Raw genomic sequence first — 20169 nt, forward strand, 5'->3', positions numbered from 1 at the left:
GGCGATATCGCCCGCGCGCGGCCGGATCGGGTCCGGCTAGTCCTCGCCCTGCCAGACGCCCTTGCCCTTGAGCGCCTCGGCCACTTCCTTCGGCATGTAGTTCTCGTCGTGCTTGGCCAGCACGTTGTCGGCATGGAACCAGCCGTCGCCCTTCATCACGCCTTCGGCGACGACGCCCTGTCCCTCGCGGAACAGATCGGGCAGCAGGCCGACATAGACCACATTGACGCTTTCCACCGTGTCGGTCACGGCGAAACGCACCTCGGCATTCATGCCGCGCTCGACGCTGCCGTCCTCGACCAGTCCGCCGAGGCGGATGCGCTGGCCGTCCGGCAACTGCTTGCCGACGATGTCGCTGGGGCTCTGGAAGAACACGATCTGGTCGTTCAGCGCCACCAGGATCAGTGCCACCGCCACGGCCAGCACGCCGCCGGCGGCCGCGATCATCGTCATGCGTCTTTGCTTGCGGGTCATCTTGCTTCGTCCGTTCCCGTCGCTGCCCACCAGTTTGTGCCGCTCAGGAGCCTTCGCCCAGTTCGCGGGCCAGTTGCCGCACGCCGGCGACGGCGGCCGGGTCATCCTTCAGCGCCTCGCCGGCGCGCGCAATGACCTCGCGCAAACGGTCGCGCTCGCCCAGCACGTCGAGCGCGCGCATCAGCCGCATCCAGTCCTCCATGCTGCCGCCGTCCTCGGCAAGCCGCCGATCCAGCCCATCGACCATGGAGCGGATCATCTCCTGCCGGTCGCTCTCCGCCATCTCTGACGCGGCCTCGACCTGCTCGCGGCTCGGCCCTGGCGCTGCAGGCTCCGCCGTCGCCCCGGCGGTCTCGGCGCCGAGCTTGGCGAGTTCCAGCCGCGCCGCCTCGGCCCAGGCCTCGCCGCCGCGCGCGTCGGCCAGCAGGGCGCGCCAGGCTGCGACCGCCTCGTCCGTGCGGTTCTCCTGGGTCAGCGCCAGCGCCAGGAAGAAGCGCGGCTTCACCGCTCCCGCCTCCAGCTTCACCGCCTGCTCAAACGCGGCCCGCGCCTCGGCGCTGACGATGCCGTTATTGGCGACGACCAGCGCCTCGCCGCGATCGGTTTCCCGGCGCGGATCGGAGCCCAGCAGCCGGATCGCGGCGGCATAGGCGGCGGCGGCGTCTTCCGCCCGTCCCAGGCGCATATAGACCGGCGCCAGCACGTCCCAGCCGCGCCCGTCCCCCGGATTGTCCGCAAGGTGCCGCTCGACCCGCGCCACCAGTTCGGGCAGCGAGCGGCCGTCCGCCGGCATCTCCAGGCGGGCGGCCAGCGGCTGGTCGGGCATGTCGGGCGAGCCGAAGGCGAGATAGGCGGCGACGGCGCCGAGCGGCACCAGGGCCAGCGCCAGCCCCTGCACCAGGCGCAGCCGGGCCACGGCCGCGGCCTTGCCCGCCTCCCCTGTCTGCGGACCGGTCTGGCGTGCCTCGCGGTCGGCGGCGATCAGCCGCCTGGCGATCTCCGTGCGCGCGGCCTGCGCCGCCTCCGGCGAGATCAGGCCCCGGTCGAGATCGCGATCGACCTCGGCCAGTTGGGCCTTGTAGACCTCGGCATCGTGCAAGGCGGCGACCGCGGCCTCGTCGCGGCCGGAACGGGCGAGCGGAACCAGCACGGCGAGCGCGGCCAGCACCGTCAGGATGGAAAAGGCGATCCAAAGCGTCATGAGGAGGATATAGACCGTGCCGCGGCGATTTCCGCAAGTATAAGCGACCTGTGACAGGCGGTCGCGCCGAAACGACCCCGATCACGATCCGTTCAACGGCGACACGTCGCCCGGCCGCCCCGCGTGCCTCCGCCGGCCCGGTGCGCCGGCGAGGTCGGCCAAGATCAGGGAATGGGATCAGGAGACGGGATCAGGAGGCGATCTGCCGGGCGTCCGGCTTCGGCGTCAGCGCCGCCTTGCGGCTGCGCCGCAACTGGTCGGCATAGTCCTTGCCGTAAAAGGCCTCGCACAGTTCGATCGCGATATCGACGGCGACCAGATGCGCCTTGCGCGTCGTCTCGCCGGCCTCGGCGAGGGCCGAGAGCAGCGCCCGCGTCTTGATTTCCAGCGACTGATCGAGCGCCTGACGGGTGCGGGCGGTGATCTCGTTGACGGCGAGATTCTCCGCCGCGTCGCGCATCTTGCCGACCAGCATCACGCCGCGATGGGCGCCGTCCAGCAGCGCGCCGTCGATCTGCGGCTCGCCGTCGGCGTCGAGCGTTGGAACCACGAGCAGGCGGCGGATGTTGCCGGTGGCCAGTTCCAGGTCGCGGGCGATCAGGTTCGACAGGATGCGGCGCGTTTCGGCCACCCGCTTGTGCCAGGCCGGCTTTTCCGTCAGGTCGAACTGCCGGTCGAGCACCTTGACGATGCGGGTGTAAGCGTCGATCGCGCTGGAGAGTTTCAGGTTGCTGCAATCGCCGCAGGCAATGCCGGCCTGGCGTTCGACCTCCGACAGCACCATTTCGGCGAAGACCGCATAGCGGCTCTCGGCGATCTTGCGGATAGACATCGATCCGGCGAGCGCCGCCGCCAGCGACAGCATCGATTCCGGCGCTTCCACCCGGTTCAGCACGACGGAGGCGACCAGCGCCCTCTCGTCCGGATGCCGGTCGGTCACCGCCTTGATGCGGATCAGCGCCGGGCTGCCCGGCTTGAAATCCCATTCGGTCAGCCGCTCCGGCAGGCTTTCGCGCAGCGCCTCCAGCCAGCCGCCCTCGCGGAAGGCGGCGACCAGATCCTCGGCGTCGCGCAGCGCCCGCTCGCCGCCCAGCAGCATGCTGGTCTTCTGGTGGACGCGGTCGTCGGCGCGCGCCTCCGCCAGCGCCTTTTCCATCGGCAGAAGCACGTTGCGGCGCAGCGACACCGCCAGTTCGATCACCTCGTCCGGCTCGGTTTCCAGCCGCCGGCAGAGGTCGACCGCCTGGGCCACCCGATCCGGTGCAAGATCGCGGGAGATCCAGGTCCAGATCAGGGGCAGGCTGGCGCGGGCGATGCGGCCGCGCTCCTTGGCGGGCAGCGTCTCGCCGACCAGCATGTCCTCGACCGGCGCGAAGAACAGCCGTTGCAGCCAGCTTTCGCGCGGCGCCGCATCCAGCACGATGCCGGTGTCGCGGCGCACCGCGCTCAGGCACGCATCGAGAATGAGATCGAGATGGGGATCGTCGGACCCGCGCGCCCGCGCCCCTTCCAGCCCCCGCAACAGGGTGTGGATGGCACGCGGCGACAGCGCCTGCAGATAGGACCGGATCTTTGCCGTCAGATAGTGCCGGTCGGGCATCGGGCAGCGCTCGAAGGGGGCTGTTGGATCATCCGGCGATAATTTCAGATAATGTTTAACCGAATCTTGGCGATCGCCGCCCCCACGCGGAGCAGGGAACCTCACCGCGCGAGTTCACGCCCGCGCGGAGCGGCAGCCTGTTCGGGGCCTTCTGATCGGCTCCTTGCGGGAGATCCGGCGGGCGGCTCAGATGATCGGCTGCCAGGCGCCGTCCTGGGTGCGGCAGGCGGCGCCGCGCATCGAGCGTTCGACGCCCTGCGTGCTGACCACATGGGTGTAGTCGCGGCACAGGGTGTTGTTGACCTGGTAGCTGGGACCGGTGACGACACGGCCGCTGACGCCGGAACTGCGGTTCTGCCACTGCACCGTCTCGCCGGTGCGATTGGTGCCGAGCGCCCCGCGCAGCGCGGTGGCGGCGGCCCGCCGGTCGCCGATCGCCAGTCCCTGCCCCGCTTCCGTGCGCAAGAGGTCGGCGAGCACCAGATCGGCCTCCGACTGCTGCACGGTCGGCGCGCTGAAGGCGCTGCCGAACAGGCTGCCGCCGACGACGACAGGCCCGGAGCCGACCGTTTCGGTGGAGCCGCAAGCGCCCGTGGCGGCGGCCAGGGCCATGGCAATGGCGAGTCTCACGGCCTTCATCCGCGCTTGCCCTCGTTTCATCCCTCTAGCTCCGGCTCCGCTACCGGGCCCCACTACTGGGTCCTCTACCGGACCCGAGGCCAGATGCGTGTCAACCGGAGCGGCGGCGCACAGGCGCCGCCGAAAGCCCAAATGACCGGACGGTAACCGCCAACCGGGAGGAAGGATCGGCCCGAAATCCCTGTCAAAACGTTACACACGTATTTGTGGCCGAACTGCGTCCGTTCAAGACCCTCGAACACCGTCCCGCCACCCTCAGATCGCCGGCAGCGTCAGCCGCGCCGACAGGCCGCCGCCGCCCTGCCCGCGGTCGCGGGCCAGCGCCAGGTCGCCTCCGTAAAGGGCCGCCAGATCGACGACGATCGACAGGCCGAGGCCGGTGCCCGGCACCGTCTCGTCGAGGCGGCGGCCGCGCTTCAGCGCCTCGGCCATCTCGCTCTCGCCCAGGCCCGGCCCGTCATCGGCGATGGTGAGGACGATCCGCTCCGCGCCCTCGCCCTTGCCGCTGGCGGCAACGCTCACCCGCACCCGCGAGGTCGCCCACTTGCAGGCATTGTCGATGAGGTTGCCGGTCATCTCCTCCAGGTCCTGCTCCTCGCCGCGAAAGCGCAGCCGCGTCCTGATGTCGAGGGAGATGTCGATGCCGCGATCCCGGTGGATGCGCGTCATCGCCCGGATCAGGCGCGCGAGCACCGGCTCCACGTCGCAGGAGACGCCGATCACCCGGCGCTGCGCCGCCATGCGGGCACGCTCCAGATGGTGGTTGACCTGCGCGCGCATCACCTCGGCCTGTTCGGCCACCTTGCCGGCGAAGGGCGCCTGCTGGCCGCGCACCTCGTTGAGGATGACGCTGAGCGGCGTCTTCAGCGCGTGGGCGAGATTGCCGACATGGGTGCGGGCGCGCTCCACCACCTCGCGGTTGGAGCGCACCAGGGCGTTCAGTTCCACCGCCAGCGGCTTCAGTTCCGGCGGCAGGTTCTCGTCGACGGTCTGGGCATCGCCCCGCCGCACCGCCGCCAGCGAGGCGCTCAGCGTCGCCAGCGGCCGCAGGCCGACGCGGACCTGCAGGAAGATCGCCCCGACAAGGCCGATCCCCAGCACCAGCAGCGTCAGGGCCACCTGGCCGGCGAAGTCGGTTTCGCGCTCGCGCAGTTCCGCCGTCTCGCCGGCGACCGCGATGCGATAGGCGGCGGCCTCGCCGAAGATGATGGTCCGCTGCAGCACGCGCAACTGCGCCGAGCGCGGGCCGACAACGAGCGAGCGCAGCACCTCGCCGGGCGGCGGCGCCTCCAGTTGCAGCCGGTCGCCCAGCAGCGACATGGAGGAGAACAGCACCTCACCGGTCTCCGCCCGCATCACCAGCCAGTACCAGCCCGAGGCCGGCAGGTCGAAGCGCGGGTCGCCAAGATTGCCCGGCTCGGCCGGCTCGCTCGGCGTTCCGGCGGCCATCTCGCCGATGATTGCCTTGAGATAGACGTCGAGACGCGCGTCGAACTCCCGCTCGCTCGCCTCCCGGTACATGGCGACGAGCACGAAGCCGGTCACCAGCAGCGCCGCCAGCGACCACAGGGCCGCCACCAGGATCAGCCGGGTGGCGATCGAGCGCTGGCGGCGGCGCCGTCCGGCGGCGGGCTGCTCCGCCTGCGGTTCGACGTCAGGCATCCGGCTCGCCGATCCGGTAGCCGAGGCCGCGCACCGTCTCGATCAGGTCGCTGTCGAGCTTCTTGCGCAGCCGCCCGACGAACACCTCGATCGTGTTGGAATCGCGGTCGAAATCCTGGTCGTAGAGATGTTCGATCAGCTCGGTGCGCGAGACCACGCGGCCCTTGTGATGCATCAGGTAGGAGATCAGGCGGAACTCGTGCGAGGTCAGCTTGATCGTCGCCCCGTCCTTGGTCACCTTGCCGGCGCGGATGTCGAGGCGGAAGGGACCGACGCTGATCTCGTTGCTGGCATGGCCGGCCGCGCGGCGCAGCAGCGCGCGCAGTCGCGCCACCACCTCCTCCATGTGGAACGGCTTGGCGACATAGTCGTCGGCGCCCGCGTCGATGCCGGCCACCTTGTCCGACCAGCGGTCGCGGGCAGTGAGGATCAGCACCGGCATGGCGCGCCCGTCGCGGCGCCAGCGCTCCAGCACCGACAGCCCGTCGAGCACCGGCAGGCCGAGATCCAGCACCACCGCGTCATAGGGTTCCGTGTCGCCGAGGAAATGGCCCTCCTCGCCGTCGAAGGCGGTGTCGACCACATAGCCCGCCTCGCCCAGCGCCTCGACGAGTTGGCGGTTGAGGTCCTTGTCGTCTTCCACAACGAGCAGTCTCATGGTCGGGCCTGTTCCTTACCGCGATTGATGTCCGCGCGCCGCTTCAGCGCAGCACCTGTCCCGAGCGGGCGTCGATGACCCGCTCCTGCACCCGCTGATCGGCAAGAAGCACCGACAGCACATAGACGAGCTGCCCGCCCTGCCGGCACAGTTCGGCGCGGACGATCTCGCCGCCGGCACTGCCGGCGACGCTGCCGAGCGGGCGCGCCTCGCCGGCTTCCACGGCCTGTCGCGCCTCGCGCTGGCTCAGGCACTCAGCCTGCGCCGTCGCGGGAACAAGGAGGGCAAGCGTCACCGCCAGCGCCAATGCGACGCGACGCGGGACCTTGCGAATATGTAGCTGCCTGACCATGCGTCTTCCATAGCGGGGTTCGCCTGAATAGCACATGAACGCAAGGTGCAGGAGCTGCACGAAAAACGCCGCTCAGCCGCCCCTGCCGCCGCGCAGGCTGCGCGCCACCCCTTGCGCCCCGTCGACCAGGAACAGCGACAGCACGATGCCGCCGGCCCACTCATCCAGCGGCGCCGGCAGCGCCGCCACGTTCCAGGAGAAGCGGAAGATCGAATCGGCGATCACCGCCGCCCACCACACACCGAGCGGCAGCACGAACAGCAGCCGGCCGATCCGCCCGGCGGACAGGAGATGGCCCTGTTCGGCGATCAGCACCTTGCGCGCCTCGGCGCGTGCCTGCATCTCGGCGCGGATCTCCTCCACCGCCAGTTCCGCGGCCAGCTCCCCCTCCCGCTCCTTCGCCGACAGGCGCCGCTCCATCAGTCCGACCAGCGCCTTGAGCAGCGGCCCGGCGAGAAGGGCGAGCAGCGCGCTCATCGGCCGCCCTCCCTGTTCCGGTCGCACCAGCCGGCCGGCCCGCGCGTCACGTGGCGCAGCGCGATATTGGCGAGGTTGACGGCCACCACCAGCCACAGCGCCTCGCGCGGGCCGAGCGCGGCCGCCCAGTCGATCCCGGCGAGAAAGCCCGCCATCTCGGCGGCGATCACCGCAAGGCCGGTGGCAAGATTGAGGGCAAGGGTTCTCCAGCCGCGCATGGCGGTCTCCTTTTCGCAAAGTTTGGGGATGAAAGGGATCAGCTCCGGCGCAGCCGGTCGAGCAGTGCCAGCACCAGGCCTGCGAGGCGGGCGAACAGGCTGCCGCCGGTCTGCGGGACACCACCGGGCGCGGCCGGGGACGCAACGCCGCTGCCCTTGCCGTCGCCATAATCGCCGGTCAGCAGCAGCCGCGCCTCTTCCTGGCGGCGGCGCACCAGCCCGGCGAGCTTGCGCCCGCCGGCGGTGTTGTAATTGGCGCCGAGGATGCCGGCCGCGCCTTTGACGTCGCCGGCCTTGAGCGCGGTGGCCCAGCGCCAGTGCAGCGCCCGCGACCCCAGATTGTAGGCGACCGAGCAGGCCGCGTCGTGCCGGTGCTGCGGCAGCGTGCCGAGCGCCTTCGTCACCTCGCGCCCGTATTCCTCGTCGATCAGCCGCCGCAGCAGGCGGTCGGCCTCGGCGCGCGAGATCCGGTCGCCGGGCGCGAGCGCGCGGCCATGCGCCTTGCGCCAGCTCTCGGCGAACAGCCGGCTCCCCATGGTGAAGCCATAGCCGATGGTCAGCACCCCGACCGGATCGCGGTACGCGCCCGCGACAAATCCCTCGTGCCTGGCGACAAAGGCCAGGCCCCGTTCGCTCACCTTCATGGGTCTCTCCCTTGCGTGGATGAAATCAGGGATGGAGTTCGAAGAGGCCTGCGAGCCCCGGGCCGACGCTCGCCGAGACCTGCCGCACCCTTAAACGGAACAGCGTCTGCGGCCCGCCGAAGGCGGCCGTCTCCTGCGCCGCCGTCAGGGTTGCCAGCGGGCTTGTCACGCTCGCCGACCAGCGGGCGATACCACCCGCATCCAGCAGTTCGGCGAGATACTCCTCGCGCTCCTCGCTCAGCGGCACGTCGCCCTCGCGCCAGCCGTCGCCGCCGATGCGCGTGCGGCGGATCCACTCGAACCGCACCTCGCCGCCGGCAAGGCGCCGCGCGCGGCCATGCACCGGCGCGAAAGGCATCAGCCCGCGCGCCGTCGCCGTATGGGCAAGATCGATGCGGGCGAGGCTGTCGAGCGCATGCCCGGCCGGCAGCGCCGCGTAGAAGAAGCCGATGCCGATCTCGTCGAGGGTCAGCGGCAGCGGCAGCAGCGCGTCGTCGATCAGCACCACCCGGCTGCCGGCCGGCGTCGGGGCGCGGGCCGCGTCTTCCGTGCCCTGCTGGCCGCGCAAGAGCATGGAGAGGCGGTAGCGGCGCGGGCCGACCAGTTCGCTACCGGCGAATTGCAGCACCTCCAGCCCGCCGGCCCCGCCCAGCACCGCCAGCGCATTGGCGCCGGACAGCACCGCCTCCTCGCTCGCCGAGGACAGGGTGCCGCCGGAAATCTCCACCACCGGCCGGCTGCCCCGGTCCCACACCGCCACAGGTCCCGGCGGCAACTCGTTCACCAGCGTGCCGATCAACGCCGGACTCTCAGCCCTTGCGTGACGGACGGGCGGCAACCCGTCGCGCCAGCGATAGACGTCGACCGCCCCCGGCCAGGGCGCGCCGAACACCGCAAGGCGCGGCGCCTGCGGCGCGCTGTCGCCGGGCAGCGGCGGCAGGTCGAGGATCACCGCCTCCACCCCGCCGGCCGTCGCGGTGATGCTGCGCGGACGCGCCTCGCCGCCGATGGCGCGGGCAGCGCTCGGCGGCGGCCGGCGCACCACCCGTCCGGTCAGGCGCCGTCCGTCCGCCTCCTCCACGCCGTCGATGCGGATGTCGAGCGCCTCCTCGCGCCCCAGCAGCGGATCGGCCAGAAGCCGCACCACGTCGCCGGGCTCCGGTTCCAGCCGCCCCGGCGGCAGCGCCAGCCGCGCCTCCTCGCGTTCGTTCCAGCGCCGCAGCAGCAGCCGGTCGGCAAGCCCCGCCGCCAGCGCCGGGTCGAGGGTCGCGCCGAGATCCAGCTCCTCCACCCGCGCGCCATGCCCCTCGATCCGCCGCGAGGAGACGACGAAGCGCCGGTGCTCGCGGGTCGCATCGCGCGCGGCGATCCGCACCTCCGCCGGCAGCTCGGCCATCTCGCCGCGCCGCAAGGACAGCGCCGGCCGGTCGCCGTCACCGGCGAGGATCGCGCCCGCATCCAGTTCGGTGATGGCCGGCGACCAGGCCGGCAGCAGCGCCAGCGCCTCGCCCCGGTCGACCGCTATCGCGCCATGCGCCTCGATCAGCGGCGCCAGCACGTCGCGCGGCGCCACCGGCCCGGCCAGCGCGATCCCGTCCAGCGTGCCTGTCAGGCCACTGAGCCGGATCAGATCCGGCGGAAGGCCAAAGTCGGCGGCGATCGCCCGCACCAGCCCGGCCAGCGACAGCCCACCGAGCCGGCCGTTCAGCCAGTGGCCGGCGCGCCAGTTGGTGCCGTCGGCCCACAGGTCCGTCGCCGTCGGAAAGGCCGGAAACGGCCGCGCGTCCCAGGCCCACAGATGAATGCGCGCCGGATCGACCATCGGCCCGCCATAGATCGGCGAGACCGGGTTGTCGCCGGGGCCGAACTCCGGATGCCAGCCCGACCAGTGGCCGATCACCGCCTCCAGCGCCCGGCGCTGGATCAGGTCGTCGCGGCCGCCGTCGGAAAAGCGCGGCCAGGCGGATTCGGAGGATTTCGCGTCGAAGAAGACATTCGGCTGGTTGGCGCCGCGGCTGATCGCCGGCACGCCCAGTTCCGTCAGCCAGATCGGCTTGGACCGCGGCACCCAGGCCGTCGGCGTCCCGACCTCCGCCCCGCCGACCCGCTCCACATGCGGGTTCGACCACCAACCCTTCAGGTCCTTGGCGCGGTACACCCAGGGCTTGCCGTACGCCCCGTCGCTGATAAGTGAGCGCTGCCCGGCGCGCCGGTCCGCCTCGCTCGCATAATACCAGTCGTGATCCTCGCCGCCCGCCACCGCGCCGGCCAGCGCTGCGATGTCGTAAGGGTCGCCATTGCCGTCCGGGTCGCCATCCTCGCGCTGGTCGGCCAGCGGAAAATACGCGTCGATGCCGACCGCATCGACCTGCGGATCGGCCCAGAGCGGATCGAGCGGAAAGCGCAGCTCGCCGCCCTGCCGCTGGTACGCACCATATTCGCTCCAGTCGGCCGCATAGGTGATCGCCGCCTCGGGGAGAAGTGCGCGCGCCTGCCCGGCCAACTGGCGCAGCACCTCGACGAAGGGGAAGCTCCCCGGCGCGTCGCAAAGCCGCGTCAGGCCGCGCATTTCCGAGCCGATCAGGAAGGCATCGACCCCGCCGGCCGCTTTGGCGAGCGCGGCGTGATGCAGCACGAAGCGGCGATAGCTCCACTCGTTGGGGCCGAGATAGCTCACCCCGTCGCCCGACGGCGCGAACTGTCCCGCATGCGCCGTGCCGGCAAAGGCGGCGATCTCGGCGCCCGCCGCCGCGGTTCCATCCGGCGAGCCGTCAAGGCCGGGCGCCAGCGCGCCGGTGATGCGCCCGCGCCAGGGATGCGGCGCCTGTTCCGCCCCGCCGTAAGGGTCGGGGAGAGCATTGCCGGGCGGCACGTCCATCAGCAGGAAGGGATAGAGCGCGACCTTCAGCCCGCGCGCCTTCAGGTCGCGGATCGCCCGCACGACGCTCGCATCCGACGGCGTGCCGCCATAGGCGGGCAGGCCCTCGTGCCGGCTCACCTCCTCGGCCACCGCGCCGGAGAGGCCGGCGACCGCCCATGTCGCGCCGCGCGTCTGGCGGCCGCGCGTTTCCACCTTGGGGCGCAGCGTGCAGTGGCCGGCGCGCAGGTCGTCGCCGAACCACGCCGTCACCAGCGCCACCTGTTCCAGGTTCGGGCAGAGCGCCTGCAGCTCGTCGAGCGAGGCGGTCCAGTTGCTCGGCGCATGGGAGACGTGGCGGTTGGCGCGTTCGGAGACGCCCGGCCGCACGGTCCAGGTCACTTCCGCCGGCTCGTAGACGAATTCGCCTGCGCCGGGGATGATCGTCACCGCCCGCACCATCTCCTCCAGCGGCTCGACAGCGCGCACCACCTCGAAGGTCAGTTGCGGCAACCGGTCGCCGAACTCCTCCAGCGGCAGCCGCTCGAACACCGCATAGGCGGTGCCGCGATAGGCGGGCGTTGCCTCCTGCAGCGCCGCGATCAGCGGGTCGGGCGGCTGGCCCGCCTCGCCCTTGTAGAGCCGCCAGGTGACGCCGGTCAGTTCCAGCGGCTTGCCGTCCGCCCAGATCGCCCCGACATGCGAGATCGCCCCCTGGCACAGCGCCACGGCGAAGCTTGCGTGATAGCGGTAGCTGCGCACCCGCGTGCCGCCTCCGCCGCCGCCCTTGCCGCCGCTGGTTTCCTCGCGCACCTCCTCCTCGAAGCGGGTCGCCCAGATCACCTGCCCGGCGAGCCGCACCCGGCCATAGACCAGCGGCAGCGGCGCGCCTTCCGCCGAGGACTGCACCGAGAGATCCGACAGCCGCCGCCCCTCGATGGTGCGGGTCTGGCCGAACAGCCGCTGGTCGAGCGCATGGCCGGCCAGCGCGCCGGCCGCCTGGCCGAGGATCGCGCCGGTGCTGCCGAGAAAGGCGGCGCCCAGCGCCTTGCCGGCGGCCGCCAGAACGAGCGTTGCCATCAGCGCGCCTCCGGAAAGGCGAAGACGGCGGCGATCCGCCGCCGCCAGGCCGGCACCAGGGGGCTTTCGGAGACCGACAGGCCCTCATAGGCGTGGATCATCGCAGGCCCTGCGCCCGACAGATCGCTGGAGAGGAAGCCCGCATGCTTCACCGGCGCCCCGTCGCGCCAGCGGAACAGCAGCACGTCGCCGGGCAGCGCCTCGTCGAGACTGCGTTCCTGCATGTGCCGGCGCGCGGCGGCGAGCAGCGTCTCGCGCGCATCCGCCTCGGCCCAGTCGCGGCTATAGGGGGGCGGCGCCTCCGGCTCCGTGCCGTGGATCGCCCGCCACACCCCGCGCACCAGGCCGAGGCAATCGCAGCCCGCGCCCCGGCAGCTTCCCTGATGGCGATAGGGCGTGCCGATCCAGCGCCGCGCCTCGCCAAGGATGTCGCTTCGCAGAACCATCGCCTGCCTCCCGTGATCGTGAAGTCTTTCAGCGCACCAGCGCGCCGCCGTCGTTCTCCGCCGCCCCGCGGCTCGGATAGGCCAGCACCCGCTCGGAGCCCGGCATATGCGGAAAGCCCTGGAAGTTGAGCGCGTTGGCGAATTTCTCGCGGCAACTGGCGAAGCGCTTGTCGCAGCCGGCGGTGAGCCGCGCGGGCGTGCCCTCGGCCACTTGCTGGACGAGCGGCGTCATCAGCTCGACGATCCGCACGCCCTCCTCCACCCGGTCGGAGACCACCTCGCCGACCAGCCCGCCAAACTCGATCCGCCCGCCGGCGAACCAGTCGCGCGGCGGCCCGGCGATGCCCTCCACCTTGATCCGCCCGGCGGTCGACCCCGCCGCCACCGTGCCCTCCAGCCGAAAGCCGCCGGCGATGAGATCCAGCCGGCAGCGCCCATCGCCGAGATCGGCATCGCACAGATGCGAGAACACCCGCCCCTGCGGGATGTCGAGCAGATGCGCCAGCCCGCGCAGCTCGGCGCGGAACGCATTGCCCGCCCGCGTCACCTCGCCGATGACGGCGCGGCGCAGCAGCATGCGGTGCTCCGGCGCCTGCCAGTCGACCAGGAAGATCTCGACCCGCCCGCCGTCCCACAATCCGGCGGCAAGGTCCGCTTCGGCGATCCGGTCGGAGGCGAGGATGCCGGCGGCCTCGCTGGTGCCGGCAGCAAAATCCGGGGCCATGTCCGTGGCGCTCGCCTCGAAGCCGAGCTCGGGGCGGAACTGCGTCCCCTCGAATGTCAGCACCCGGTCGTGGTCGGTGAAGCCGAGCACGATGCCGTCGGCCCGCGTCAGCCGCCAGCAGGTGGCGAGCGTCGTTGCCTGCGCGCCCGCGCGCGCCGCCAGCCCCGGCGGAACCGTCCTCATGGCGCCTCTCCCCCCTCCGGGGTTATTTCCACGAGCGGGATCGTCGGCACGCGCCCGGCCTCGAAATGGGTGAGGCTCAGCTCCAGCCGGTCGGTGTCGAAGCGCACCGGTACGTCGAAGCGGAAACCGGCGGTGACGATCGCCCCCGCTGCCGGCGCCGCGGTAAGCGTCACCAACCCGCTCACCGGGTCGCAGGCAAAGCCCATCCCCTCGGCGAGTTCCGTGCCGGCAACAGCGATCCGCACGGAGCCGGCGACCGGCTTTTCGATCCGCCGCAGCGCCGCGCCCGCGCCGGTCCCATAGGTCTTGGCAAGCGCAAACTCTACCCGCGTCCCGTCACCCGTGCCGATCCGGCAGTCGAGCGGGCCGACCGTGTTGCCGCTCGCCGCCGACAGGTTGTCGAAGGGATCGCGGAAGCGGAAGCCGGTCAGCCGCCCGCGCATCCGCTCGAAGAAGCCGGCGACCTCCTGCAGGTCGGCGAGCGAGCGCACGCCCGTGCCGGCGTCATAGCGCCGCCGCGACCCGGCCCAGCGGGCATTGCGCATCTCGGCGCCGGAGGCGAGCGTCACCACCTCCGTGCGCCATTGCGGCCCGCCGCTGGCGCCGAAGGCGACGCCGAGCGGGAACCGCTCCTCGATGAATCCGGGCGTCATCGCGGCCCTCCAGCTTTTTTCGATGAGGCGAAACAAAACGCGTCGAATTTGATCTTCCTCAAGGTCCGCTCCGCCGCGGCGGGGCAGTCTCTTCGCGTCACAGGAGATCTACCGAACATGGGTCATGTTCCCCACGAGTTGCATGAGGAATTCCCGGACAAGACTGCGGCGTTGCACGAGTTGAAGACGTCCAACGGGCACTTCGCGCGGCTCGCCGAGAAATATCACGAGGTCAACAGGGAGATTCACCGGGTCGAGACCGATGTGACGCCAGCCTCCGACGAGGTTCTGGAAACGCTCAAGAAGCAGCGCCTTCATCTGAAGGACGAAATCGCGGCGATGCTCGCCGCCACCTGATACGCCGGTGCCTGAGCCCCTCCTCTTCGGGCCCGACGTTAAAGCCCGCGCCGTCCCCGTCCGACGGCGCGGGCAACCATTGTTGCGATCTGCGCTTCCGAACGGGCGAAGCTCTCCGCATCCCTTGCCTCCACATTGAAGACGATCTGCGGCATGGCCTGTCCGCCGCCGCTGCCTGCGGCAACGCCGAGCCGGCCGCTCGCATCGCGCGACAGCGGCAGCACCGCCTCCGCCCCCGCCTCGCCCATCAGCCCGAGCGCGCCCGCGCCGCCTCCCGGCAGCGGAAAATAGCCGGGTGCCGCCACGACGCCGCCCTTGGCGAAGGGCAGGATGCCGCCGCCGGAAAACCCCGACGCCAGTCCTGAGAACAGCCGTCCGGCAAGGCCGGAGATCCCGCTCGCTATCCCCTGTTCCACCGGGGCGAGCGCCGCGCTCAGGGCCCGGTTCGACAGCGACAACGCCGCCGAGCGCAGCACCTGCTCCAGCGAGCGCCCGTCGACCAGCGCCTGGCGCAGCCCGCGCGACAGCACCCCGGCCGCCTCGCGCGAGGCGGAGCGCACATCCTCCATCGCCGTGCGCAGCCGCTCGGCCTCCTCAAGCTCCAGTCCGTCCGCGCTCATCCGCGCCCTCCTGCCGTTCCGTGTTGCCGTCCGCCGCATCGGGGAAGCGCCGCATCAAGGCGTCCAGTCCGGCGCGCCGCAGCGGCGCCTGTTGGCTCGCGCGCCCGCCATTCAGCCCGGCCAGCAGCGCCGCCACTTCGCGCGGCGTCGCCCGCCAGAAGCTCTCCGGCGGCCAGCCGAGCCGGCCCATGCACAGGCCCATCGCCGCGTCCCAGGGAAAGGGACGGATCTCCGCCGCGCCCGCTTGCGGCCCTGCGGGCGCGGCGCTCAAGGGTCCGGCGGCGGATCGCCCCCGGCACCGCCGAGAAAGGTCGCCCGCAGCAGCTCCGCCGCCAGCAGCGCCAGCCCGGTGATGCCGTCGGCGTGGTCGAGCCGGTCGACCTCCTCGTCGTCGATCGTTTCGCCGGCGCCGCGCAGGCCGGCACCGAGGATGCGGATGACGTCGCGCGCCGACAGCCGCGCCTCGGCGAAGCGCCCGGTCAGCGCCGCCAGGTCCTCGGCCCCATAGGCCGCCTCCAGTTCCGCCAGCGCGCCGAGCGTCAGCACGAGGCGGCGGTTTCTGCCGCCGAGCCGTACCGCCACCTCGCCGCGGCGGCGGTTCGCCGTCAGGCTTCTCTCCCCCGCCATGGTCAGGACGCCGTGAAGCTGATCTCGCCGGCCGATTCCAGCGCCAGCTCGTAGGTCACCTCGCCGTCATGGGTGCCGGCATAGTCGAGCGCCGTCACCTGGAACGGCCCGGCGATCGTGCCGAAGTCCGGCACCACCACCTGCCAGACGCGGATCGTCCCGTCGAAGAACATCGTCCGCACGGTCTCGTCCGCCGCCTTGTCGCGGAACACGCCGCCGCCCGAGATGCTGGCCGAGCGGGTGCCGGCGCCGGCCAGCAATTCGCGCCAGCGCCCGAAACTGTCGCCGTCGGTGATGTCGACGCTGCCGGCGTTGAGCGCGATCCGCCGCGCCTTCAGCCCGGCCATGGTGACGAAGCCACCGCTCCCCGTCGCGTCGCATTTCAGCAAAAGATTCCTGCCTGCCTGTGCGGCCATGTCCGCCTCCGTTCCGCTCGTTCTATTCCGCTCGTTCTATTCCGCCGGCTCGCTCACCAGCCGCAGCCGCAGCCGGCCGCGCCAGGTGCGTCCGTCGGCCAGCCGCTCGCTGCGCTCGTCGATCGCGCCGGCATTGACCAGCACGTGCCCGTCGAGAAATCCTTCGACGCCGGCCAGCACCGCCTCGCGGGCCGCCGCCATCAGCGCGGCGACCTCGCCGCGCGCGTCTTTTCGCGAATGCACCAGGATTTCCGCCTCGTGCTCCTCGCCCTCCTCCGCGCTCGACAGCAGCGGCCGCGAGACGAGGGCGCCGAGTTCGATGAAAGGGTGCACGGCCCCGCGCGGGGCCCCGTCATGCACCCGCTCGCCGCCCGTCAGCGCGACGAGCTCTGCATCGGCCCGCAGGGCCTTCACCAGCGCTGCCCGCAGGGCCGCTTGCGCGCTCATCGTCCCTCCTCCTCGATGAGGCAGGCGACAAAGCCGCTCCGCCGTGCCGTGTCGTCGACGGCGAGCACGCGGAAGCGTCGCGCGCCCTCGCTCAGCCGCCAGCCGCCGGCGATGCCGGTGCCGGTGCGCAACCGCGCCACATGGGTGGCGATGCCGTCGTGCCGCCCGCCCGCCTGCCGCTCGGCAAGGCTGGCCGGCGCCAGCGCCACGAAGACAAGGCCGGTGTCCGTGAAGATCGTCTCCGCCTCGCCATCCGCCGCCTCGATCCGCTCGGGCCGCTCCAGCCGCATCGCGCGGTCGAGCGGGCCCGCTCCCGCTCGCCCGTTCACAGCCGCACCATCCGGTAGCTGCCGGCAAGGCTTGCGACCGCCGGCGGCAGGCCGGGCGAAGCCGGACCCGGCGCCGGCTCGCGGTGCTCGAACCAATGGGCGACCAGCAGCAGCACCGCCTGGCGCAGCGGCGCCGGCACCGCGGCCGGATCCGTGCCATATCCGGCGGTGAAGTCGATCTCGATGCCGTTGAAGCCTGTGATCCCGGAGGTCGCGCTCGTCGCCACCTTCAGCCGCGGCGGGCTGGTTGCCGCCTCCAGCCGATAGTCGGCCTGGTCCAGCGTCACCGGCAGCCCGTCGCCGTCATAGACGGTGACCGCCTCGACGGAGGCGACCGGGGCGACCGGCAGCCGCACCACCCGGCCCGGCGGCCAGGCATCGAGATACAGCCGCCAGCCCTGCGCGATCAGCGCCCGCCGCGTTGCCAGCTCGATCTGCGCCCGCGCGGCGGCGATCAGCCGGCCGAGCAGCGCGTCCTCCTCGCCGGATGTCACGCGCAACTGCGCGCGCGCCTCCTCCAGCGTCACCGGCTCCACTGCCGGCGGCGTCGTCACGATCGCGGTCATCGCATCCCCATCCGCTGTCCGTTCCGCATGACCGGGCGGGGGAGCCCCGCCCGGCCTCTCGTCCGCCGCCGCCGTTACGCGGCGAAGACCAGCAGCTTGATCGCGTCGAAGTCCTGCATGCCGCCGCCCACGCGCTTGGTCGTGTAGAACAGCACGTAGGGCTTGGCCGAATAGGGATCGCGCAGGATGCGCACCCCGGCCCGGTCGACCACCAGATAGCCCCGGCGGAAGTCGCCGAAGGCGATGGCCGGCGCGCCGGCGGCGATGTCCGGCATGTCCTCGGCCTCGGTGACCGGGAAGCTCATCAATGTCGCCGGGGCGCCGAGGCTTGCCGGCGGCTGCCACAGGTAGTTGCCCTCGCCGTCCTTCATCTTGCGCAGCACACCCTGCGTCCGCCGGTTCATCACGAAGCGGGCGTTCTGGCGGTAGCCGGCCTTCAGCGCATAGACGAGGTCGATCAGCACGTCGCCCGGATCGCTCGCCGGGAAACCCGCATCGACGCCGGTCGGCAGCGTGCCGACATTGCCCCAGCTCCAGGCGCTCTCGACAACGCGCGGATAGTCGAGGAAGCCGCGCGGCCGGTTGACGCCGTTGCCGGCGACGAAAGCCGCGCCCTCCTGTTCGGCGAAGGCCAGTTCCACCTCCTCGGCGATCCAGGCGTCGACATCGACCGCCGCATCGTCGAGCAGCGAGGCCGTCGCCGCCGGCATGGCGTAGAGCTCCATCGTCGGGAAGGCGAGTTCGGCCAGCGTCGGCGAGCCGGTCTCGGGCCGCGCCGCCGTCTCCGCCACCCAGCCCGATTGCGGGCCGGAGATCGAAAACGGCTTCTTGAACACGCTGGCCGAGACCTGGCGCGAGCCGGCGATGGCGCGGATCGGCGAGACCGCCGTCATCCGGCGCAGGATGCCGGCTTCCGTCTCCTCCGGCACCAGATAGCCACCGTCGGGATCGGAGCCGATGGACAGCGCCTTCTGTTCGAGGGAGCGCAGGCCCTCCTCCTGACCCTTGCGCATATAGGCGAGGAAGGCGCCGCGATGCTCGCCGGTCGCCGCGCTCTCGCGGGTCCTGTTGCCGGTGCCGGCGGCCTCGGCCTCGCGCGGCGGGCGGGCCGCCTTCAGCGCCAGCGCGTCGAGGCGCTGCTGCTGGCGGTCGATCTCCGCCTCGATGCGGGCGAGCTTCTCGCCGGTCAGCACGTCAGCGCTGCCGCGCTGCTCGATCTCCGACAGGCGCTCGTCGTTCACCTCGCGAAACGCGGTGAAGGCGGCGCGCATGTCGTCGAGCTCGCGCTCCAGTCCGGGGCCTGCGGCGGGTGCGGCGCCGCGTCCGGTTACCGCCTTCGTCTCGGGGGCGTGGCGCGTCAGCGCCGGCTGCTCGGCCGGACGAGGATTGCTGCTGGTCATGATCTGCGAAACTCCATTGCCCTGGTTGAGAGGTCCGGCGCCGGGAGCGCCGGTCGGGCGGCCCTGCGGCCGCCTCACGAGTCGAGCGCGCCTTGCGCGCGTCCCGTGGCGTTCGACCCGGCATCGAGCCGGGCCATCGGGTGCAGCGGGAAGGTCACGAGTGACACCTCCCACAGGTCGATGTCGAAGATCCGCCGCAGCCCGCTCTGCGGATCGCGGCGGGCGGAGCGGGTGCGAAAGCCGATGGAGAGTCCGTCCAGCGCGCCGGCGGCCACCAGTGCGGCGGCATCGCGGCCCGTGCGCGTATCCGTCACCAGCCGGCCGGTCAGATAGAGCCCGCGGGCGTCTTCCCGGACGCTGTCCCACACGCCGATCGGCCGGGCCGGATCGTGCTGCCACAGGAAGCGGATGCCTTGCGCCCCGCGCTCGGCAAGGCTGCGGCGGAACGCGCCGCGCATCACCATGTCGAGCGCATCGTCCGGCGTGCCGAAGAGGCTCGCATAGCCGGAAATCCGCGTCGGCCGCACGAGAGCCCGCCCGCCCTTCGGCTCCGCCCCGCCGCCGTCGCGGCCGAAGCGCCCCGCCGCCAGCGCCCGCATCGCCAGCGCCGCGCCGTCGCGCTTCGCCGGGCTTTCCGCCTGCGCCCGGCTCATGCGCGGGCCCCGGCGCTCACCGCGCGCCGGCCGACGGCAGCGCGCAGCACCAGCACGAAGCGGGCGAACACGGCCCGGTGCGCCCGCTTCACATGCGGCGCGCAGCGGATCGCCTCACATCCGGACATCTGGAAGTCGGACATCTGGGAAATGGGCATCTGGGAACCTGATGTCCGGGAACCGGGCGCGCGCACCCCCGCGCGCGCCCCGACACGGTGCGTCATGATCTGGATCTCCCTTTTGGTGAGTTCGAAACGCGAGCGGCCGGCGACGCCTCCACCGCTCTGGCTGCCAATAGGCCCCGGCTCTGCGCTTGCGCGCGGCCGGGGTGACCTCCTGAGAGGATGCGAGACCGTACCTCTTGCAAAAGCCGTCATCCCGGCTCTGCCCCCTGCGGTCGTGCTCCCGGCTCCGCCCCCTCGGTCGTCATTCCGGGCAAGCGAAGCCGCGACCCGGGACCGGCGAGCCGAGGGCCTCACGAAGGCACTCACGAACGAACCCCGGCCGCCGTGCCTCCCCGATCCCGGATCTCCGGCTTCGCCTGCGTCCGGGAAGACGCCGAGAGGTAAGTGCCCGGCATGGCGCCCCTCGTCCCGCCCCCTCGGTCGTCATTCCGGGCAAGCGAAGCGCGACCCGTATGTGGACGGCCCCCTGAGGGCAAGCGATTTGTCGAGGAGTGCCCGGATCGACAGCGGTTCGTATGTCCGGCCTGTTTCGGCGGCATGGTGAACCGCCATGGCCCAAGATGGGTTGCGCGTGGGGCGGCGCCTAACGGAACCACGGCCTCGACGGCCGGTCGGGTCGCACGGCGTGTCCGCCTCACGTGATCGATCGAACGCTCCATCTCCCTCTCGGCTTGCCGCTCCCTCAAGCCCGGCCGGCGTGG

The 20169-nt window shown here is 71.9% G+C and carries 25 protein-coding genes; 1 reads left to right on the top strand and 24 read right to left on the bottom strand.

Annotation, left to right across the window (positions count from 1 at the left end):
* Positions 1–36: 36 nt before the first annotated feature.
* From ccmE to TSB10GB4_RS06950, 14 genes are all read right to left on the bottom strand, one after another.
* On the bottom strand, positions 37–474 hold the full coding sequence (gene ccmE, locus TSB10GB4_RS06885; protein ID WP_186389963.1) for a cytochrome c maturation protein CcmE: 438 nt from the start codon (positions 472–474) through the stop codon (positions 37–39).
* A 43-nt stretch (positions 475–517) separates the two neighbouring features.
* Positions 518–1675 (bottom strand): c-type cytochrome biogenesis protein CcmI, encoded by a 1158-nt coding sequence (ccmI, locus tag TSB10GB4_RS06890; protein WP_186395122.1) that lies wholly within the window; start codon positions 1673–1675, stop codon positions 518–520.
* A gap of 190 nt (positions 1676–1865) precedes the next feature.
* On the bottom strand, positions 1866–3275 hold the full coding sequence (locus TSB10GB4_RS06895; protein ID WP_186395123.1) for a hypothetical protein: 1410 nt from the start codon (positions 3273–3275) through the stop codon (positions 1866–1868).
* 186 nt (positions 3276–3461) lie between these two features.
* Positions 3462–3914 (bottom strand): RT0821/Lpp0805 family surface protein, encoded by a 453-nt coding sequence (locus TSB10GB4_RS06900; RefSeq protein ID WP_186395124.1) that lies wholly within the window; start codon positions 3912–3914, stop codon positions 3462–3464.
* A 255-nt stretch (positions 3915–4169) separates the two neighbouring features.
* Positions 4170–5576, bottom strand: coding sequence for an ATP-binding protein (locus TSB10GB4_RS06905; RefSeq protein ID WP_186395125.1), 1407 nt, complete (start codon positions 5574–5576; stop codon positions 4170–4172).
* Entirely contained in the window at positions 5569–6234 is a 666-nt protein-coding gene (locus TSB10GB4_RS06910) for a response regulator transcription factor (RefSeq protein ID WP_186389968.1), read from the bottom strand. Before TSB10GB4_RS06910 ends, TSB10GB4_RS06905 begins: the two co-directional genes overlap by 8 nt.
* 43 nt (positions 6235–6277) lie before the next feature.
* On the bottom strand, positions 6278–6586 hold the full coding sequence (locus TSB10GB4_RS06915; RefSeq protein ID WP_208984533.1) for a PepSY domain-containing protein: 309 nt from the start codon (positions 6584–6586) through the stop codon (positions 6278–6280).
* A gap of 72 nt (positions 6587–6658) precedes the next feature.
* Positions 6659–7063 (bottom strand): hypothetical protein, encoded by a 405-nt coding sequence (locus TSB10GB4_RS06920; RefSeq protein ID WP_186389969.1) that lies wholly within the window; start codon positions 7061–7063, stop codon positions 6659–6661.
* The gene (locus TSB10GB4_RS06925) at positions 7060–7281 is read right to left on the bottom strand and encodes a hypothetical protein (RefSeq protein WP_186389970.1); all 222 of its coding nucleotides are present in this window, start codon (positions 7279–7281) and stop codon (positions 7060–7062) included. Before TSB10GB4_RS06925 ends, TSB10GB4_RS06920 begins: the two co-directional genes overlap by 4 nt.
* A gap of 38 nt (positions 7282–7319) precedes the next feature.
* Positions 7320–7925, bottom strand: coding sequence for a lysozyme (locus TSB10GB4_RS06930; protein WP_186395126.1), 606 nt, complete (start codon positions 7923–7925; stop codon positions 7320–7322).
* 25 nt (positions 7926–7950) lie between these two features.
* A complete protein-coding gene (locus TSB10GB4_RS06935) occupies positions 7951–11862 on the bottom strand; it encodes a glycoside hydrolase TIM-barrel-like domain-containing protein (RefSeq protein WP_186395127.1) in 3912 nt (1303 codons plus the stop codon).
* Complete coding sequence (locus tag TSB10GB4_RS06940; protein WP_186395128.1) at positions 11862–12308, bottom strand: NlpC/P60 family protein; 447 nt, start codon at positions 12306–12308, stop codon at positions 11862–11864. Before TSB10GB4_RS06940 ends, TSB10GB4_RS06935 begins: the two co-directional genes overlap by 1 nt.
* 28 nt (positions 12309–12336) lie before the next feature.
* Positions 12337–13215 carry a DUF2163 domain-containing protein gene (locus TSB10GB4_RS06945; protein ID WP_186395129.1) on the bottom strand — a complete coding sequence of 293 codons (879 nt, stop codon included), beginning with the start codon at positions 13213–13215 and terminating at the stop codon, positions 12337–12339.
* Complete coding sequence (locus TSB10GB4_RS06950) at positions 13212–13868, bottom strand: DUF2460 domain-containing protein (protein WP_186395130.1); 657 nt, start codon at positions 13866–13868, stop codon at positions 13212–13214. Before TSB10GB4_RS06950 ends, TSB10GB4_RS06945 begins: the two co-directional genes overlap by 4 nt.
* A gap of 117 nt (positions 13869–13985) precedes the next feature.
* Here TSB10GB4_RS06950 and TSB10GB4_RS06955 point away from each other — a divergent pair, with 117 nt between their 5' ends.
* Positions 13986–14225, top strand: coding sequence for a YdcH family protein (locus TSB10GB4_RS06955; protein WP_186395131.1), 240 nt, complete (start codon positions 13986–13988; stop codon positions 14223–14225).
* Between the two features lie 38 nt (positions 14226–14263).
* On the opposite strand, the gene TSB10GB4_RS06960 is transcribed toward TSB10GB4_RS06955, so the two are convergent.
* The 10 genes from TSB10GB4_RS06960 to TSB10GB4_RS07005 all read right to left on the bottom strand — a co-directional run bounded on the left by TSB10GB4_RS06960 (position 14264) and on the right by TSB10GB4_RS07005 (position 19441).
* The gene (locus TSB10GB4_RS06960) at positions 14264–14845 is read right to left on the bottom strand and encodes a phage tail tape measure protein (RefSeq protein WP_186395132.1); all 582 of its coding nucleotides are present in this window, start codon (positions 14843–14845) and stop codon (positions 14264–14266) included.
* The gene (locus tag TSB10GB4_RS06965; protein WP_371328868.1) at positions 14820–15116 is read right to left on the bottom strand and encodes a rcc01693 family protein; all 297 of its coding nucleotides are present in this window, start codon (positions 15114–15116) and stop codon (positions 14820–14822) included. Before TSB10GB4_RS06965 ends, TSB10GB4_RS06960 begins: the two co-directional genes overlap by 26 nt.
* Positions 15113–15472 carry a gene transfer agent family protein gene (locus TSB10GB4_RS06970; RefSeq protein ID WP_186395133.1) on the bottom strand — a complete coding sequence of 120 codons (360 nt, stop codon included), beginning with the start codon at positions 15470–15472 and terminating at the stop codon, positions 15113–15115. Before TSB10GB4_RS06970 ends, TSB10GB4_RS06965 begins: the two co-directional genes overlap by 4 nt.
* A gap of 2 nt (positions 15473–15474) precedes the next feature.
* Positions 15475–15888: a phage major tail protein, TP901-1 family gene (locus tag TSB10GB4_RS06975; RefSeq protein ID WP_186389979.1), complete on the bottom strand. Its 414-nt coding sequence runs from the start codon at positions 15886–15888 to the stop codon at positions 15475–15477.
* A 36-nt stretch (positions 15889–15924) separates the two neighbouring features.
* Positions 15925–16335 carry a DUF3168 domain-containing protein gene (locus TSB10GB4_RS06980; protein ID WP_186395134.1) on the bottom strand — a complete coding sequence of 137 codons (411 nt, stop codon included), beginning with the start codon at positions 16333–16335 and terminating at the stop codon, positions 15925–15927.
* Positions 16332–16664 (bottom strand): head-tail adaptor protein, encoded by a 333-nt coding sequence (locus tag TSB10GB4_RS06985; protein ID WP_186389981.1) that lies wholly within the window; start codon positions 16662–16664, stop codon positions 16332–16334. The genes TSB10GB4_RS06980 and TSB10GB4_RS06985 overlap by 4 nt, the downstream gene beginning before the upstream one ends.
* Positions 16661–17230: a head-tail connector protein gene (locus tag TSB10GB4_RS06990; protein WP_186395135.1), complete on the bottom strand. Its 570-nt coding sequence runs from the start codon at positions 17228–17230 to the stop codon at positions 16661–16663. Before TSB10GB4_RS06990 ends, TSB10GB4_RS06985 begins: the two co-directional genes overlap by 4 nt.
* A gap of 74 nt (positions 17231–17304) precedes the next feature.
* Positions 17305–18630 carry a phage major capsid protein gene (locus tag TSB10GB4_RS06995; protein WP_186395136.1) on the bottom strand — a complete coding sequence of 442 codons (1326 nt, stop codon included), beginning with the start codon at positions 18628–18630 and terminating at the stop codon, positions 17305–17307.
* A gap of 74 nt (positions 18631–18704) precedes the next feature.
* Positions 18705–19283, bottom strand: a complete 579-nt coding sequence (locus tag TSB10GB4_RS07000; RefSeq protein WP_244296525.1) for an HK97 family phage prohead protease — start codon at positions 19281–19283, stop codon at positions 18705–18707.
* Positions 19280–19441, bottom strand: coding sequence for a hypothetical protein (locus TSB10GB4_RS07005; RefSeq protein WP_186395137.1), 162 nt, complete (start codon positions 19439–19441; stop codon positions 19280–19282). Before TSB10GB4_RS07005 ends, TSB10GB4_RS07000 begins: the two co-directional genes overlap by 4 nt.
* Positions 19442–20169 lie beyond the last annotated feature (728 nt).

The organism is Stappia sp. TSB10GB4 (genome assembly GCF_900185745.1).
In the GTDB taxonomy this organism is placed as follows: domain Bacteria; phylum Pseudomonadota; class Alphaproteobacteria; order Rhizobiales; family Stappiaceae; genus Stappia.

Coding starts and splice junctions, on each gene's coding strand:
- TSB10GB4_RS06900 (WP_186395124.1), bottom strand. CDS start 3,914: ATGAAGGCCGTGAGACTCGCCATTGCCATGGCCCTGGCCGCCGCCACG.
- TSB10GB4_RS06940 (WP_186395128.1), bottom strand. CDS start 12,308: ATGGTTCTGCGAAGCGACATCCTTGGCGAGGCGCGGCGCTGGATCGGC.
- TSB10GB4_RS06930 (WP_186395126.1), bottom strand. CDS start 7,925: ATGAAGGTGAGCGAACGGGGCCTGGCCTTTGTCGCCAGGCACGAGGGA.
- TSB10GB4_RS06970 (WP_186395133.1), bottom strand. CDS start 15,472: ATGGCGGGGGAGAGAAGCCTGACGGCGAACCGCCGCCGCGGCGAGGTG.
- TSB10GB4_RS06950 (WP_186395130.1), bottom strand. CDS start 13,868: ATGACGCCCGGATTCATCGAGGAGCGGTTCCCGCTCGGCGTCGCCTTC.
- TSB10GB4_RS06945 (WP_186395129.1), bottom strand. CDS start 13,215: ATGAGGACGGTTCCGCCGGGGCTGGCGGCGCGCGCGGGCGCGCAGGCA.
- TSB10GB4_RS06905 (WP_186395125.1), bottom strand. CDS start 5,576: ATGCCTGACGTCGAACCGCAGGCGGAGCAGCCCGCCGCCGGACGGCGC.
- TSB10GB4_RS06975 (WP_186389979.1), bottom strand. CDS start 15,888: ATGGCCGCACAGGCAGGCAGGAATCTTTTGCTGAAATGCGACGCGACG.
- TSB10GB4_RS06995 (WP_186395136.1), bottom strand. CDS start 18,630: ATGACCAGCAGCAATCCTCGTCCGGCCGAGCAGCCGGCGCTGACGCGC.
- ccmI (WP_186395122.1), bottom strand. CDS start 1,675: ATGACGCTTTGGATCGCCTTTTCCATCCTGACGGTGCTGGCCGCGCTC.
- TSB10GB4_RS06935 (WP_186395127.1), bottom strand. CDS start 11,862: ATGGCAACGCTCGTTCTGGCGGCCGCCGGCAAGGCGCTGGGCGCCGCC.
- TSB10GB4_RS06990 (WP_186395135.1), bottom strand. CDS start 17,230: ATGACCGCGATCGTGACGACGCCGCCGGCAGTGGAGCCGGTGACGCTG.
- ccmE (WP_186389963.1), bottom strand. CDS start 474: ATGACCCGCAAGCAAAGACGCATGACGATGATCGCGGCCGCCGGCGGC.
- TSB10GB4_RS06895 (WP_186395123.1), bottom strand. CDS start 3,275: ATGCCCGACCGGCACTATCTGACGGCAAAGATCCGGTCCTATCTGCAG.
- TSB10GB4_RS06920 (WP_186389969.1), bottom strand. CDS start 7,063: ATGAGCGCGCTGCTCGCCCTTCTCGCCGGGCCGCTGCTCAAGGCGCTG.
- TSB10GB4_RS06910 (WP_186389968.1), bottom strand. CDS start 6,234: ATGAGACTGCTCGTTGTGGAAGACGACAAGGACCTCAACCGCCAACTC.
- TSB10GB4_RS07005 (WP_186395137.1), bottom strand. CDS start 19,441: ATGCCCATTTCCCAGATGTCCGACTTCCAGATGTCCGGATGTGAGGCG.
- TSB10GB4_RS06980 (WP_186395134.1), bottom strand. CDS start 16,335: ATGAGCGCGCAAGCGGCCCTGCGGGCAGCGCTGGTGAAGGCCCTGCGG.
- TSB10GB4_RS06955 (WP_186395131.1), top strand. CDS start 13,986: ATGGGTCATGTTCCCCACGAGTTGCATGAGGAATTCCCGGACAAGACT.
- TSB10GB4_RS06915 (WP_208984533.1), bottom strand. CDS start 6,586: ATGGTCAGGCAGCTACATATTCGCAAGGTCCCGCGTCGCGTCGCATTG.
- TSB10GB4_RS06960 (WP_186395132.1), bottom strand. CDS start 14,845: ATGAGCGCGGACGGACTGGAGCTTGAGGAGGCCGAGCGGCTGCGCACG.
- TSB10GB4_RS06925 (WP_186389970.1), bottom strand. CDS start 7,281: ATGCGCGGCTGGAGAACCCTTGCCCTCAATCTTGCCACCGGCCTTGCG.
- TSB10GB4_RS07000 (WP_244296525.1), bottom strand. CDS start 19,283: ATGAGCCGGGCGCAGGCGGAAAGCCCGGCGAAGCGCGACGGCGCGGCG.